Source organism: Pseudarthrobacter sp. TAF60_1, from assembly GCF_052113505.1.
GTDB lineage: Bacteria > Actinomycetota > Actinomycetes > Actinomycetales > Micrococcaceae > Arthrobacter.
In genome coordinates this window covers 1-15,289 of record NZ_JBFRDI010000001.1, presented here as the reverse complement: position 1 = coordinate 15,289, position 15,289 = coordinate 1, and the positions used below count along the sequence as shown (strand labels likewise).

The window sequence follows — 15,289 nt, the reverse complement described above, 5'->3', positions numbered from 1 at the left end:
TTTAAATCTGAACCCAGCTGCCGATAAGCTGTAGCGCATGTGTGGAATCGTGGGATATGTGGGTCATGCTGATGGCCGTGGCAATGCCGGTCACAGCGCGTTGGATGTAGTCCTTGAAGGATTGCGGCGCCTGGAGTACCGGGGTTATGACTCCGCAGGCGTTGCCGTGGTCTCGGACGGGGCCATCGAGTCCCGGAAGAAGTCCGGCAAGCTGAGCAACCTCCGCGCCGAGCTGGAGGAACACCCGCTGCCGGACACCCTGACCGGCATCGGCCACACCCGCTGGGCCACCCACGGCGGACCCACGGACCAGAACGCGCACCCGCACCTGGCCGACGGCGGGAAGCTGGCCCTGATCCACAACGGCATTATCGAAAACTTCGCCGAGCTCAAGCTGGACCTGGTGGACAAGGGCTACAAGTTCGCGTCCGAGACGGACACCGAGGTCGCCGCTGTGCTCCTTGGCGATATCTTCCGCAACCAGCTGAACGGCAGCGCTGCCGACGGCGGCCTCGCCAGGGCCATGCAGCTCGCCTGCCAGCAGTTGGAGGGTGCGTTCACCCTCCTCGCCGTGCACGCTGACCAGCCGGACGTTGTGGTGGCCGCCCGCCGCAACTCGCCGTTGGTGGTTGGCCTGGGCGAGGGCGAGAACTTCCTGGGCTCGGACGTCTCCGGGTTCATTGACTACACCCGCCGCGCCGTGGAGCTGGGCCAGGACCAGATTGTCACCATCACCGCCGACACGGTGGAGATCACGGACTTCTTCGGCAACCCGGCCCAGGGCAAGGAATACCACGTTGACTGGGATCCCGAATCGGCCACCAAGGGCGGCTTCAGCTCCTTCATGGAGAAGGAAATCCACGATCAGCCGGACGCTGTCCGCCAGACCCTGCTGGGCCGCTCGGACCTCAACGGCAACCTGACCCTGGATGAGCTGCGCATCGATCCGGAGGAGCTCAAGAAGGTCAACAAGATCATCGTGCTGGCCTGCGGCACCGCCGCGTACGCCGGGACCGTGGCGAAGTACGCCATCGAGAACTGGTGCCGGATCCCCACCGAGGTGGAGCTCGCGCACGAGTTCCGTTACCGCGATCCGATCCTGGACGAGAACACCCTGGTGGTCTCCATCAGCCAGTCCGGCGAAACCATGGACACCCTGATGGCTGTCCGGTACGCCCGCGAACAGGGCGCCAAGGCCATCTCCATCTGCAACACCAACGGGTCCACCATTCCCCGTGAGTCCGACGCCGTGCTCTACACCCACGCCGGCCCGGAAATCGCCGTTGCCTCCACCAAGGCATTCCTGGCGCAGATCACGGCGGCCTACCTGCTGGGCCTGTACCTGGCGCAGCTGCGCGGGAACATGTTCTCCGGGCAGATCAAGGACGTCCTGGCGGACCTGGGCAAGATCCCGGACAAGATCCAGACCATCCTCGACGGCGCCGGCCCCCTCCGCGAACTTGCCCGAAGCATGGCCAACGAGCAGTCCGTCCTGTTCCTGGGCCGCCACGTGGGCTACCCCGTAGCCCTGGAAGGCGCACTGAAGCTCAAGGAAATCGCGTACATCCACGCCGAGGGTTTCGCCGCCGGCGAGCTCAAGCACGGCCCCATTGCGCTGGTTGAGGAAGGCAAGCCGGTGTTCGTGGTGGTCCCGTCCCCGCGCGGCCGTGACTCGCTGCATGCCAAGGTGGTTTCCAACATCCAGGAAGTCCGCGCCCGCGGCGCCCGCACCCTGGTCATCGCCGAGGAAGGCGACGAAGCCGTGAAGGCCTACGCCGAGTTCGTCTTCTACGTCCCCGAAACGCCCACGCTGCTGATGCCGCTGCTGACCACCGTGCCGCTGCAGATCTTCGCCGCCGAACTCGCCGCGGCCAAGGGCTACGACGTGGACCAGCCGCGCAACCTCGCCAAGAGCGTCACTGTCGAGTAGCGACTCATCCTCAGTGGTGCTCCACCCAGCAGGCCAGGATGGTGGTGGAGAGCTGGTAGGCCACGGCATTCCTGCTCATGCTGTCCCGGCCCAGCGTGGCCGGCAGGCCGGAGGCGTCCACGTGCAGGATGAAGGCGTCCTTTTGGAACACCGCTGACCCGTCAGCGGTTTCGTAGGCCGGGAATCCCAGGTTAGCGAGGCCCTCGATGGGTTTGGCGTCCTTGGCCAGGGCCTGCATTGCATCGAAGTATTTCCGTGCAGACGCCTGGTCCGCAGCTTCCTGGACGGAGATGTTTAACGCGCCTTCCTGCAGGTGGTAGGTGCAGGTGTAGGTGCTGTCTGCCCAGCGGTTGACCGTATGCGGGCGGTAGTCCAGGCCGAGGATAGACGTGAGCCTGTCCATCGGCTGGTCCCCGCACACCATCAGGGCAGCTTCGCTGGGCCCGGCAGGGGTGCCGTGAGGAGCGACCGAGGCGCTGCCGTGGTGCCCGCCGGCGTGGCCGCCGGCTGCCGGGGACGTCGCGGCGGGTGCTGAAGCGCCCGACGGCGGTGCGGGCGCCGGGCCCACCGACCCCGCCGCAGCGGCGCAGCCGGACAGCAGCAGGGAAGCAGCTGCCAGGGCGGCCAATGTGTGGACTGGGTATTTCATTGCGTATCCTTCGTTGACCGGCCCGGCCCGCCGGGGTGGCGCTGAGTGGCAGGTCCGTTGTCAGGCCTTGAGTTTGGCGTATATGACGTAGTTGTCGTCGAAAAGTCCGGTCGCGGCGTCGTATCCGTCACACGTGATGAGCCGCAGCTCAGCCCCTGGGGTGTTGCCGTAAACCTCAAGAGTGGGAAAGTCGTTCTTGCTGTATAGGGCTCCGCGGTCAACGGTGAACACGGCCGTGCTGCCGTCGGTTCGGGAAACGTTGATCTCGGCGCCCGGAGTGAGTTTGCGCAGGTTAGCGAACACGCCGGTGGCGCCGCCGAGCGCATTTACATGGCCCAGCAGCACGGCCGGGCCGCGTTCCCCGGGAGTGGGGGAGCCGTTATACCAGCCAGCCGGTGCCCCGTGGCCGCTGTCCTGCGGGACTTGAAGGGATCCGTTTTCTTCCAGTCCCAGGTGGAGAAGGTCCGTCCGGACGCCGATCGAGGGAATGGACAGGGTCGCGGGAGCAGACGCGCCCAGCACCTGAAGCTGCGGGGCGGCCGCCGGGGCAACGGGTGGTGGCGCAACGGGTGCCTGGGCCGGAGTAGGAACCGCGCTCGCCGTGGCTGATGGTGAGCTGGAAATGGAAGGTGCCGAACCGGCGTCGGGGGTGCCAGTGGTTCCCGCGCCGCAGCCGGCCAGGGAAAGCAGGAGCAGAACCCCGGCCGCCGTGGAGGCCCCTCGACCTCTACGGCTGCCGGGATTCCTGATTGTCACAGTATTGATCCGTCCGGCTTTGGCTTAGGCTGCTGCGTTGCGGCGGCGGACAGCGTAAGCTCCACCGGCGAGGGCGATCAGGGCCAGGCCGGAACCGATGGCGAGGGCTCCGGTGTCGGTGCCGGTCTCCTGGGTGATGCCGGTGTTAGCGCCGCCTGCGGGCATCTTCATTTGACCGGCCGTCAAGGTCCCGCACAGGGCAGGGGAGGTCGCGGCCAGCGGGAGGGTGGGGGCGAGGTCGCTCTTGGCGGCCTGCCCTTCCGGGCTGAGGGTAGCGGGGTCAAGCCCGTGGACCACCACGACGGCGGTGCCGGCCTGCAGGGCTGCCTTGGTTTCAGCGTTCAGTTCGAACGTACGGTCAACGGTGTAGGCAGCGCCTTGACCGCCGACCTTCAGGTCAAGGCCTGCTGCGGGGCTGGTGTCGCCGCTGGTGGACAGCGTGGTGACGATTCCGCCGTAGGACGGTGCCCCTTCGGTGGTGGAGATGACCTTGTCGCCGTTCGTGTCGGCGGAAGGGTCCGGGCAGACGCCCTTGGCCCCGCCGTGGATGTGCTGGACGTGCGGGTACGGTGCGTTCATGAACGTCGCCGGCATGCCGGAAACCTTCAGGACGACGTGGGCCTGATTACCGGTGACGTCAACAGTGACAGTGCCCGAACCCGCGCTGCCATTGAGCTGCTTCAACGTCGACTGGTAGGACTGATCCGCGGCCATCGCGGGAGAACCGGAAAGGGCCAGCGCGGCCAAAGCCAGCGTGGGGACTGCCATAAAGCGAAGGGTCTTATTCATGAAAAATCTCCTCATTGGGTGCACGTGATGCTGGTGCCAGTCGGACAGGGAACGCAGGCAATTCGGAGCAGCACCACGGACGGATGGGTGTGAATGTGGCGGCGGACACAAGTTCTTTGAATTTTGAAAGCTGTGCGCCTCGGGGCTTCTGTCATATGGCCCGCCCTGTCCGGCGTCACCGTAGAGTAGAGCCATGATTGTTGGCATTGGGGTAGACGTTGTAGACATCGAGCGGTTCGGCCGTCAGCTTGAACGGACACCGGGGCTCAGGGATCGGCTGTTCGTTCCGGCGGAACGCGAGCTGAACACCCGGTCCCTGGCCGCACGGTTCGCCGCCAAGGAAGCCGTGGCCAAGGTGCTTGGGGCGCCGGCCGGCATGAACTGGCAGGACTGCTGGATCGGCCTGGACCAGCACGGCCCCACCATCCAGGTGAAGGACACCGTCCTGGCGGTGGCCGAGGCCAAGGGCGTCAAGCGCTGGCACGTGTCCATCAGCCACGACGGCGGGATCGCCACCGCCACGGTCCTCGCCGAAGGCTGAGCGCTCCCACGCCGGGACGCCCACGCACCTGACACCATGATCAGCGCCTACACCGGAACCCAGATCAGGGCAGCCGAACAGCCGCTCCTGGCCACCGGGATGGGCGCCGTGCTGATGCACCGCGCCTCCTACGGGCTCGCCAACGCCGTGGTCCACGAACTGCGGACCCGCGGCCGGCGGCTCTACGGCGCCAGCGTTGCCGTCCTCGCGGGCAAAGGCAACAACGGGGGAGACGGCCTCTTCGCCGCGTCGTTCCTCGCTGCAAGGGGAATGCGTACGACGGCGGTACTCACCGGGGACTCCGCCCACCCCGAGGCGCTGGCTGCTTTTGAGCGTGGCGGCGGGCGGGTGCATTTCCTCACCGACAGGAACGCCCACGAGCTCGCCGCGCACGTGGCGGGTGCCGACGTCGTGCTTGACGCGGTCCTGGGGACGGGCGCGCAAGGCGGGCTGCGGGGATCTGCTGCCACGCTGGTGACCGGGCTTTCCGCCGCTCGACCTGGGCCACAGCTGGTGGTGGCCTGCGACATTCCCAGCGGGGTGGTCGCCGACACCGGTGAGGCGCACGCGCCGGTCCTGTCCGCGGACCTGACCGTAACCTTCGGCGCCGCCAAAGTGGGCCTGCTGGCCGACCCCGGCGCGGACTACGCGGGCCGCGTCCACGTGGTCCCCATCGGCATCGAGGAACATTTGCCGTGGCCTTCGCTGCGCCGCCTTGAGCCCCTGGACCTCGCACGGTTGCTGCCGCAGCCCGGGAGGCGCTCCCACAAGTATTCCCGCGGGGTCCTGGGCGTCGTGGCCGGCTCGGCAGACTACCCCGGCGCCGCGGTGCTGGCCTGCCGCGGGGCGCTGGCCGCAGGGGCGGGCATGGTCCGCTACCTCGGCCCGCCCGAGGTGGCAGACCTGGTCCGCCAGTCCTGCCCCGAGGTGGTCTGCAGCACCGGCTCCGTGGCGGACACCCGGGTCCAGGCCTGGCTGGTGGGTTCGGGCATGGGGCCCGGTGACTCGGAGCAGCTCCAGCGCGCGTGCGACGCCGTCGAATCGGGCCTGCCGGTGATCGCCGATGCCGGTGCGCTGCCGGCCCTTCCCGAAGTCCTGGCGCCGCAGGTGGTGCTGACCCCGCACGCCGGCGAACTGGCATCGCTCCTGGGCCGGCTCGGCGCTGACGACGACCGCTCCGCAGTGGAGGCAAACACCCTGGGAACCGTCCGGCAGGCGGCCGTGTTGACCGAGGCGACCGTCCTGCTCAAGGGCGCCACCACCCTGGTCGCTTCGCCCTTCCAGGACTTCTACAGTCAGGCGGACGGCACGCCGTGGCTCGCCACCGCGGGGAGCGGGGACGTCCTGGCCGGGATCATCGGTGCGCTCCTCGCCCAGGTGGGGTCCGACGTCGGGCGCTTCCGGAACGCGGGCATCGATCCGGATGAGCGCTGGGCGGCGATCGCGGCGCTGGGGGCCAGCCTCCACGGCCTGGCGGGGACCGCCGCGGCCGGCGGGGGACCGCTGACCGCGGGCCGGATTGCTGACGCCGTGCCGGAGGTCTGGGGCCGGCTACGCGGCTGACCCGGCCCCAGGATTGCTGCCATAGCAGAGGTGTGCGGTAAAGTCAGCCTGCTTAGTAAACACGGGGCGTAGAAACGTAATAGTCACACCCACCCGCTACCGTAGGCATAGGTTCTGCACCGGCTGGATGGCGCGGCGATGGTTTCGCCCGCCCCGATGTCGAACAACAACGAGGAGCACGCATGGAAATCTGGCCCGGATCGGCTTACCCGCTTGGCGCCACTTTTGACGGGACTGGCACAAACTTCGCGCTGTTCAGCGAACGCGCCGAAAAGGTGGAGCTGTGCCTCTTCGATGACGACGGCGTGGAAACGCGGTTCCCGCTCGATGAAGTGGACGGCTACGTGTGGCACGGCTACATCCCTCAGGTCCAGCCCGGCCAGAAGTACGGCTACCGCGTTTACGGGCCGTATGACCCGGCCTCGGGCAACCGGTTCAACCCGAACAAGCTGCTGCTGGACCCGTATGCGAAGGCCGTCCACGGCCAGATCGACTGGGACCCGTCGCTGTTCACCTACAACCTGGGCGAAGAGCCGGACACCATCAACAACGATGACTCCGCATCGCACATGATGATGGGTGTGGTCATCAACCCCTTCTTCGACTGGGACGGCGACCACCTGCCCCGCGTCCCGTACCACAAGTCGGTCATTTACGAAGCCCACGTCAAGGGCCTCACCCAACTCCACCCCGAGATCCCCGAGGAGCAGCGCGGCACCTACGCCGGCGTCGCGCACCCGTCCGTCATCTCGCACCTCCAGAAGCTGGGCGTCACCGCCATCGAACTGATGCCGGTGCACCAGTTCGTCAACGACGGAACCCTGCAGGACAAGGGCCTGAACAACTACTGGGGCTACAACACCATCGGCTTCTTCGCCCCGCAGAACACCTACAGCTCCACAGGCGATACCGGCCAGCAGGTCCAGGACTTCAAGGCCATGGTCCGCTCGCTGCACCGGGCCGGCATCGAAGTGATCCTGGACGTGGTGTACAACCACACAGCCGAAGGCAACCACCTGGGGCCCACCCTGTCCTTCAAGGGCATCGACAACCAGTCCTACTACCGCCTCATGGAGGGCGACGAGAAGCACTACATGGACTACACGGGCACGGGCAACTCGCTCAACGTCCGGCAGCCCCACTCCCTCCAGCTGCTCATGGACTCGCTGCGTTACTGGGTCACCGAGATGCACGTGGACGGCTTCCGGTTCGACCTCGCCTCCACCCTGGCCCGCGAGTTCTATGACGTGGACAAGCTCTCCACGTTCTTCGAACTCATCCAGCAGGACCCGGTGGTTTCCCAGGTCAAGCTGATCGCCGAGCCGTGGGACGTCGGCCCCGGCGGCTACCAGGTGGGCAACTTCCCGCCGCAGTGGACGGAATGGAACGGAAAGTACCGCGACACCGTCCGGGACTTCTGGCGCGGCGAACCGGCCACCCTCGGCGAATTCGCCTCCCGCATCACCGGCTCCGCGGACCTGTACGAGCATTCCGGCCGCCGCCCCGTGGCGTCCATCAACTTTGTCACCGCGCACGACGGCTTCACCCTCGCGGACCTCGTGTCCTACAACGAGAAGCACAACGACGCCAACGGCGAGGACAACAACGACGGCGAATCCCACAACCGGTCCTGGAACTGCGGTGCCGAAGGCCCCACCGACGATCCGGCTGTCCTCGGGATGCGCGCCCGCCAGCAGCGGAACTTCATCGCCTCGCTGCTGCTGTCCCAGGGTGTGCCCATGCTGCTGCACGGCGACGAACTGGGCCGCACCCAGCAGGGCAACAACAACGGCTACTGCCAGGATTCTGAACTGACCTGGATCAACTGGGACAGCATCGACCAGCCCCTCATTGAATTCACTTCCGCCGTCAACGCGCTTCGCGCCAAGCACCCCACCTTCCGCCGAAGCAGGTTCTTCGACGGCCGCCCCGTGCTGCGAGGCGAAGGCGAGCGGCTGCCGGACATCGTATGGCTGGACCCCTCCGGCGAAACCATGAAGCCGGAAGCCTGGGACAGCGGCTTTGGCCGCTCCGTCGGTGTGTTCCTCAACGGCGACGGCATCCAGGGCAAGGACGTCCGCGGCCGCCGGATCACGGACGTGAACTTCGTCCTGTACTTCAACGCCCACGACGACATGGTGAAGTTCACCCTTCCGTCCGACGAGTACGCGCCGGCCTGGGACATCATCATCGACACCGCCGGCCACAATGCCGACACTGAGCCGGTCAAGGCCGGCGAGGCTCTGCCCGTTGACGCGAAGTCCCTGGTGGTACTCCGCGCCCACACCGTTGAGGAGACCGAGCCGGATCACTCCGTCGCGGCGTCGCTCGCGGCCCTCTCGCAGACCGCCACCGCGGAAACCGCCGCCCTGAGCACGCCCACCACCCCGGAACCCGCAAAAACGAAGAAGGTCAGCGAGCCGAAGGGTCCCGCCAAGTGAAGGTTCCGGCGTCCACCTACCGGCTCCAGATCCGCAGCAGCTTTACGCTCTTCGACGCTGCCGAAACGGTTCCCTACCTGAAGTCACTGGGCGTCGACTGGGTCTACCTCTCTCCGATCCTGACCGCTGAACGCGGGTCCGATCACGGCTATGACGTGACGGATCCGTCGGCGGTGGATCCGGACCGAGGTGGCCCCGAAGGGCTGCTGGCGCTTTCCAAGGCTGCCCGCGCCCACGGCATGGGCGTGCTGGTGGACATTGTCCCCAACCATGTGGGGGTGGCCTCTCCGGCGCAAAACCCATGGTGGTGGTCGCTGCTGCGGGAGGGCCCCGGCTCGCCTTATGCCGAAGCGTTCGACGTCGACTGGGACCTGGGGGGCGGGAAGATCCGGTTGCCGATGCTGGGCTCGGACGGGGACGTTGACCAGCTCCAAGTGAAGGACGGGGAGCTCCGGTACTACGACCACCGCTTCCCGCTCGCACCGGGCTCCTATTCCGACGGCGACTCCGCCCAGGAGGTCCACGGCCGCCAGCACTATGAGCTGATGGACTGGCGCCGCGCGGATGCCGAGCTGAACTACCGGCGCTTCTTCGCCGTCACCACGCTGGCGGGCATCCGGGTCGAAGACCGCTGGGTCTTTGACCAGGCCCATGCCGAGGTGAAGCGCTGGTTCGACGACGGCCTGGTGGACGGGCTCCGTGTGGACCATCCGGACGGCCTGGCGGATCCTGCCGGGTACCTGCGCTGGCTCAAGGAAGTCAGCGGCGGCGCGTACGTCCTGGTGGAGAAGATCCTGGAACCGGGGGAGGAACTTCCCGGCGACTTCGGCTGCGAGGGGACCACCGGCTACGACGCCCTGGCGGACGTGGACCGTGTTCTGGTGGACCCTTCGGGGGAACCGGCCCTTGACGCGCTGGACGCCGCCTTGCGGGGCTCCGGCGCGCCGGCCGACTACGCGGACATGATCCGCGGCACCAAACGGATGATTGCCGACGGAATTCTGCGGTCCGAGGTGCTGCGGCTGGCCCGTCTGGTCCCGGCTTCCGAGGGGCTTGCCCTGGAGCTCGCGGCGGACGCCATCGCCGAAATCATTGCCTCGTTCCCGGTCTACCGCAGCTACCTGCCGGCCGGCGCCGAAGTGCTAAAGGAAGCCTGCAGTTCGGCGGCGGAGCACCGGCCGGACCTGGCGCCGGCTGTTGGCACGCTCCTGCCGCTGCTGCTCGATCCCGCCAACCCCATTGCCGTGCGCTTCCAGCAGACTTCGGGGATGGTCATGGCCAAGGGCGTGGAGGACACGGCGTTCTACCGCTACACGCGGCTGGGCACGCTGACCGAAGTGGGGGCCGAGCCCACCGAGTTCGCTGTGTCTATGGAGGAATTCCACCACCGGATGAAACGCCGGCAGGAGGTATTGCCGCTCTCCATGACCACGCTGTCCACGCACGACACCAAGCGCAGCGAGGACGCCCGTGCCCGGATCTCGGTCATCGCCGAACTGCCGGACGAGTGGACGGCAACGCTGAACACCCTCCGCGAATTGGCCCCGGTGCCCGACGGTCCGTTCGAGAACCTGCTGTGGCAGGCGGTCATCGGCGCGTGGCCGGCTTCGCGTGAACGCCTGCAGGGCTATGCGCAGAAGGCTGCCCGTGAGGCCGGCAACTCCACCACGTGGACGAACCCGGATGAGAAGTTCGAAACCAGCGTCACGGCGGCCGTGGATGCGGCGTTCGACGACGCCCGGGTCGCCAAGGTGGTTGAGGACTTCGTTTCGAAGATCGACGCCGCTGCGGCGTCCAACTCACTGGCGGCCAAGCTCATCCAGCTGACCATGCCCGGCGTGCCGGACGTGTACCAGGGCTCTGAGTTCTGGGAGCGGTCGCTGACCGACCCGGATAACCGGCGCCCCGTTGACTTTGCGCAGCGGGTCAAGGAGTTGGCTGCGATCGACGCCGGCACCGTGCCTGCAGCAGGTACGGAAGCCAGCAAGCTGCTGGTGACCTCCCGCGCACTGCGGCTGCGCCGCGACCGGCCTGAACTCTTCCAGGGCTACAGCCCGCTGACCGCAACCGGTGCGGCCGCGCAGCATCTGCTGGCCTTCCAACGCGGCGCGTCCGGCATCATCACCTTCGCCACCAGGCTCCCCGTGGCACTGGAGCGCGACGGCGGGTGGCGGGACACCGCCGTCGAAATCCCCGCGGCGATGCGGGACGAACTTACCGGAACCAGCTACGGGGCCGGAACCGTTTCGGTTGCCGCTGTCCTGGGTACCTACCCGGTGGCTCTGCTGGTGCCGGTGGATGGAGAAAGCGAATGACCCTGGTCAATGCAGGATCCGAACGGTTCGATGTCTGGGCGCCGGACGCCTCTGCGGTGGTCCTGCTCGCCAACGGGCAGCAGTACCCGATGAAGCAGGTGGCCGCGGCCCCCGGCGCGGAGGGCTGGTGGTCCGCGCCGGACGCCCCCGCGGATGCCGAGGTTGACTACGGCTACCTGCTCGACGGCGAAACCCAGCCGCTGCCGGACCCCCGGTCGCGGCGGGTTCCGAACGGCGTCCATGCCCTGTCCCGGACCTACGATCCCGCCTCTCACGTCTGGCAGGACGCCGGCTGGCACGGGAAGGAACTGCGCGGCTCGGTCATCTACGAACTCCACGTTGGAACGTTTACCCCCGAAGGAACCCTGGATGCGGCGGCCGGCAAGCTCGGCTACCTCGCGGACCTCGGTGTCGATTTTGTGGAACTGCTTCCGGTCAACGGTTTCAACGGCACCCACAACTGGGGCTACGACGGCGTGCAGTGGTTCGCGGTCCACGAAGGTTATGGCGGGCCTGCTGCCTACCAGCGCTTTGTGGATGCCGCCCACGCCGCCGGGCTGGGCGTCATCCAGGACGTGGTCTACAACCACCTGGGCCCCAGCGGGAACTACCTGCCGCGGTTCGGGCCCTATCTGAAGCAGGGCAACGCCAACACATGGGGTGACTCGGTCAACCTCGATGGCCCGGGCTCCGACGTCGTTCGTGAGTACATCCTGGACAACGCGGCCCTGTGGCTGCGCGACTACCATGTGGACGGCCTGCGCCTCGACGCCGTGCACGCGCTCCGGGACGAGCGGGCCGTGCATCTGCTGGAGGACCTGGGCGCGCTGGGTGACGCCATCTCGGCCGAGACCGGGCTGCCCAAGACCCTGATTGCCGAGTCGGACCTCAACGATCCGCGGCTGCTCTACCCCCGTGACGCCAACGGCTACGGGCTCGCCGGGCAGTGGAGCGACGACTTCCACCACGCCGTGCACGTCAACGTCACCGGCGAAACTACGGGGTACTACGCGGACTTTGCGTCCCTCGGCGTGTTGGCTAAGGTCCTCAACGACGGCTTCCTGCATGACGGCAGCTACTCCAGCTTCCGCGGACGCCACCACGGCCGGACCATCAACACCTCGCTGGTCCACCCCGCAGCCCTGGTGGTGTGCAACCAGAACCACGACCAAATCGGCAACCGCGCCGTGGGGGACAGGCTGTCCCAGTCACTGCCCTACGGGCCGCTGGCCGTGGCCGCCGTCCTGACACTGACATCGCCGTTCACGCCCATGCTGTTTATGGGCGAGGAATTCGGGGCCTCCACGCCGTGGCAGTTCTTCACCTCCCACCCCGAACCGGAGCTGGGCAAGGCGACGGCGGAAGGCAGGATCCACGAGTTCGAGCGCATGGGGTGGGATCCCGCCGTCGTGCCCGATCCGCAGGATCCCGAAACGTTCCGGCGCTCCAAGCTCGACTGGGCCGAAGTTTCGGAAGGCGACCACGCGCGGCTCCTGTCGCTCTACCGGTCACTTACCGCATTGCGGCGTGAGCACCCCGAGTTGGCCCGGCTCGGGTTCGGGGAAACCCACGTCCAATTCGACGACGACGCCGGGTGGCTGCGTTTCCGGCGCGGGCCAGTGGAAGTGCTGGTGAACTTCGCCTCGAAGCCGGTCCGGCTTGAGAACGTGGGCGGAACGGTGCTGCTGAGTACTGAGGGCGCCGCCCAGCAGGACGGCGGCTCGCTCACCCTCGCATCGTGGAGTGCCTCCATAGTCTTGGACTAAGGCTTGTTGGCCGCGGGCTGGCACCAGTCAGCCCGCGGCGTAACACCTCCGTACTCGGCCGTTGCCCGCGTCACGGATGGCAGGATGGAACACATGACGTATTCAGCCGCGGAAAACCGCTACGACTCCATGCCCTACCGCCGCGTCGGACGCAGCGGCCTGAGGCTCCCGGCCATCTCGCTGGGACTCTGGCACAACTTCGGCGACGACAAGCCGTTCGAGACACAGCGCGCCATCCTGCGCCGTGCCTTCGACCTGGGCGTCACCCACTTCGACCTCGCCAACAACTACGGCCCGCCCTACGGCAGCGCCGAGACCAACTTCGGCCGCCACTTCAAGGCCGACTTCAAGCCGTACCGGGACCAACTCATCATCTCCAGCAAGGCCGGCTACGACATGTGGCCAGGGCCGTACGGCAACTGGGGTTCCCGGAAATACCTGCTGGCCAGCCTCGATCAGTCGTTGGCGCGCATGGGCCTGGATTACGTGGACATCTTCTACAGCCACCGCCCGGACCCCCAGACGCCGCTGGAAGAAACCATGGGCGCACTGGATTCTGCAGTCCGATCGGGCAAAGCGCTCTACGCCGGGATCTCCTCCTACACCCCGGAGCAGACCCTGGAGGCCGCCCGGATCCTGAAGGAACTGGGCACGCCGCTGCTGATCCACCAGCCGAGCTACTCCATGCTGAACCGCTGGACGGAGAACGGTTCGCCCAACCTGCACCAGGCGCTTGAAGAGGTGGGCGCCGGATCCATCGCCTTCTCCCCGCTCGCCCAGGGGATGCTCACCGACCGCTACCTCAACGGCGTGCCCGCCGATTCACGCGCGGCGCAGGACAAGTCCCTGGATCAGGGCATGATCACGGACGAGAACCTGGGCCGCATCCGCGGGCTCAATGCCATTGCGGAAGGCCGGGGCCAGACACTGGCGCAGATGGCCGTTGCCTGGATCCTCCGCGAGCAGGGCAAGGGCACTTCGGTGACATCCGCCCTTATTGGCGCTTCCAGCGTCCGGCAGCTCGAAGACAGCCTCGCCGCCATCAACAACCTTGAATTCACCGATGAGGAACTGCAGGCAATCGACGAGTTCGCCGTGGAATCGGACATCAACCTCTGGAAGCAGAAGTAACGTACTGCACCTTTAAGGTTGCGGGGGCCGGGAACAATCCCGGCCCCCACTTGGTTGGGTAAGATGATAAGGCGCCGTTTGGCGCACTGCCAGCGCGCCGCCGTCGTACGTTCCGGTGCTGACCGTCCTGGCGGCTGAGGTTGTCTTCAAAGGAGTTCCGTGTCTGCAAATCCGATTCGTGTTGCCATTGTTGGTGTAGGTAACTGCGCCGCCTCGCTCGTCCAGGGTGTGCACTACTATCGCGACGCCGATCCCCAGGCCACGATCCCGGGTCTGATGCACGTCGAGTTCGGCAAGTACCACGTCAATGACGTGCAGTTTGTTGCCGCTTTTGATGTGGACGGCAAGAAGGTTGGGGTTGACCTCGCCGATGCCATCCTGGCCAGCGAAAACAACACCATCAAGATCGCCGAGGTTCCCCCCACCGGCGTGACCGTCCAGCGCGGCCACACCCTGGACGGCCTCGGCAAGTACTACCTCGAGACCATCGAGCAGTCCACCGAAGAGCCCGTTGACGTGGTTCAGGCCCTCAAGGACGCCAAGGCTGACGTCATGGTCTGCTACCTGCCCGTCGGATCCCAGGAAGCTGCCGAGTTCTACGCGCAGGCTGCCATCGACGCCGGCGTCGCCTTCGTCAACGCCCTGCCCGTCTTCATCGCCGGCACCAAGGCCTGGGCCGACAAGTTCACCGCGGCCGGCGTGCCGATCGTGGGCGACGACATCAAGAGCCAGATCGGTGCCACCATCACGCACCGCGTCATGGCCAAGCTCTTTGAAGACCGCGGCGTCACCCTGGACCGCACGTACCAGCTGAATGTCGGCGGCAACATGGACTTCAAGAACATGCTGGAGCGTGACCGGCTCGAGTCCAAGAAGATCTCCAAGACCCAGGCCGTGACCTCAAACGTCGAGGCCGACATCGCCCCGCGCGACGTCCACATCGGCCCATCCGACTACGTACAGTGGCTCGATGACCGCAAATGGGCCTTCGTCCGCCTCGAAGGCCGCAACTTCGGCGACGCCCCCGTGTCCCTGGAATACAAGCTCGAAGTGTGGGACTCACCCAACTCCGCCGGCGTGATCATCGACGCCATCCGTGCCGCCAAGATCGGCCTGGACCGCGGCATTGGCGGCCCGCTGCTTTCTGCCTCCAGCTACTTCATGAAGTCCCCGCCGGAGCAGTTCAACGACGACCTCGCCCGCGAAAAGGTCGAGGCCTTCATCCGCGGCGACCTGGAGCGCTAACCCGCCCCACCCCCGGACGCTCTCTCACTAGTCCGAAAATGGAGGGGACGTGACCGCGGTCGGTGCGCACTGGTTCACCCCGTGATGGTCTGGCGGGTGTTGGTGTGGGTATGAAGACGGGGTCAGGCTGCGGGTGTCAGGGTGACGGTGTAGCCGAGGGCTT

The 15,289-nt window shown here is 66.8% G+C and carries 11 protein-coding genes; 8 read left to right on the top strand and 3 right to left on the bottom strand.

From position 1 onward, the window contains the following. Window positions 1–37 precede the first annotated feature (37 nt). The gene (glmS, locus tag AB4Y73_RS00055) at window positions 38–1,930 is read left to right on the top strand and encodes a glutamine--fructose-6-phosphate transaminase (isomerizing) (protein ID WP_441866987.1); all 1,893 of its coding nucleotides are present in this window, start codon (window positions 38–40) and stop codon (window positions 1,928–1,930) included. A 10-nt stretch (window positions 1,931–1,940) separates the two neighbouring features. On the opposite strand, the gene AB4Y73_RS00050 is transcribed toward glmS, so the two are convergent. The 3 genes from AB4Y73_RS00050 to AB4Y73_RS00040 are packed head-to-tail and all read right to left on the bottom strand — an operon-like array spanning window position 1,941 to window position 4,124. Then, window positions 1,941–2,579 (bottom strand): hypothetical protein, encoded by a 639-nt coding sequence (locus AB4Y73_RS00050; RefSeq protein WP_441866984.1) that lies wholly within the window; start codon window positions 2,577–2,579, stop codon window positions 1,941–1,943. 60 nt (window positions 2,580–2,639) lie between these two features. Next, entirely contained in the window at window positions 2,640–3,335 is a 696-nt protein-coding gene (locus tag AB4Y73_RS00045; protein ID WP_441866982.1) for a class F sortase, read from the bottom strand. 24 nt (window positions 3,336–3,359) lie between these two features. Then, a complete protein-coding gene (locus tag AB4Y73_RS00040; RefSeq protein ID WP_441866980.1) occupies window positions 3,360–4,124 on the bottom strand; it encodes a hypothetical protein in 765 nt (254 codons plus the stop codon). A 193-nt stretch (window positions 4,125–4,317) separates the two neighbouring features. Between AB4Y73_RS00040 and AB4Y73_RS00035 the strand changes: the two genes are divergently transcribed. From AB4Y73_RS00035 to AB4Y73_RS00005, 7 genes are all read left to right on the top strand, one after another. Further along, complete coding sequence (locus tag AB4Y73_RS00035; RefSeq protein ID WP_275212276.1) at window positions 4,318–4,665, top strand: holo-ACP synthase; 348 nt, start codon at window positions 4,318–4,320, stop codon at window positions 4,663–4,665. A gap of 36 nt (window positions 4,666–4,701) precedes the next feature. Further along, window positions 4,702–6,228, top strand: coding sequence for an NAD(P)H-hydrate epimerase (locus AB4Y73_RS00030; protein WP_441866978.1), 1,527 nt, complete (start codon window positions 4,702–4,704; stop codon window positions 6,226–6,228). Between the two features lie 182 nt (window positions 6,229–6,410). After that, entirely contained in the window at window positions 6,411–8,669 is a 2,259-nt protein-coding gene (gene glgX / locus AB4Y73_RS00025; RefSeq protein WP_441866976.1) for a glycogen debranching protein GlgX, read from the top strand. Continuing rightward, window positions 8,666–10,984 carry a malto-oligosyltrehalose synthase gene (gene treY, locus AB4Y73_RS00020; protein ID WP_441866974.1) on the top strand — a complete coding sequence of 773 codons (2,319 nt, stop codon included), beginning with the start codon at window positions 8,666–8,668 and terminating at the stop codon, window positions 10,982–10,984. The genes glgX and treY overlap by 4 nt, the downstream gene beginning before the upstream one ends. Continuing rightward, entirely contained in the window at window positions 10,981–12,750 is a 1,770-nt protein-coding gene (gene treZ / locus AB4Y73_RS00015; RefSeq protein WP_441866972.1) for a malto-oligosyltrehalose trehalohydrolase, read from the top strand. Before treY ends, treZ begins: the two co-directional genes overlap by 4 nt. A gap of 93 nt (window positions 12,751–12,843) precedes the next feature. Further along, on the top strand, window positions 12,844–13,881 hold the full coding sequence (gene mgrA / locus AB4Y73_RS00010) for an L-glyceraldehyde 3-phosphate reductase (protein WP_441866970.1): 1,038 nt from the start codon (window positions 12,844–12,846) through the stop codon (window positions 13,879–13,881). Between the two features lie 159 nt (window positions 13,882–14,040). Then, a complete protein-coding gene (locus AB4Y73_RS00005; RefSeq protein ID WP_441866967.1) occupies window positions 14,041–15,126 on the top strand; it encodes an inositol-3-phosphate synthase in 1,086 nt (361 codons plus the stop codon). Window positions 15,127–15,289: the final 163 nt, after the last annotated feature.

Excerpts from the sequence above, each read along its gene's own strand:
- mgrA (WP_441866970.1), top strand. The coding sequence starts at position 12,844 with ATGACGTATTCAGCCGCGGAAAACCGCTACGACTCCATGCCCTACCGC.
- AB4Y73_RS00040 (WP_441866980.1), bottom strand. The coding sequence starts at position 4,124 with ATGAATAAGACCCTTCGCTTTATGGCAGTCCCCACGCTGGCTTTGGCC.
- glmS (WP_441866987.1), top strand. The coding sequence starts at position 38 with ATGTGTGGAATCGTGGGATATGTGGGTCATGCTGATGGCCGTGGCAAT.
- treZ (WP_441866972.1), top strand. The coding sequence starts at position 10,981 with ATGACCCTGGTCAATGCAGGATCCGAACGGTTCGATGTCTGGGCGCCG.
- AB4Y73_RS00030 (WP_441866978.1), top strand. The coding sequence starts at position 4,702 with ATGATCAGCGCCTACACCGGAACCCAGATCAGGGCAGCCGAACAGCCG.
- glgX (WP_441866976.1), top strand. The coding sequence starts at position 6,411 with ATGGAAATCTGGCCCGGATCGGCTTACCCGCTTGGCGCCACTTTTGAC.
- AB4Y73_RS00035 (WP_275212276.1), top strand. The coding sequence starts at position 4,318 with ATGATTGTTGGCATTGGGGTAGACGTTGTAGACATCGAGCGGTTCGGC.
- AB4Y73_RS00050 (WP_441866984.1), bottom strand. The coding sequence starts at position 2,579 with ATGAAATACCCAGTCCACACATTGGCCGCCCTGGCAGCTGCTTCCCTG.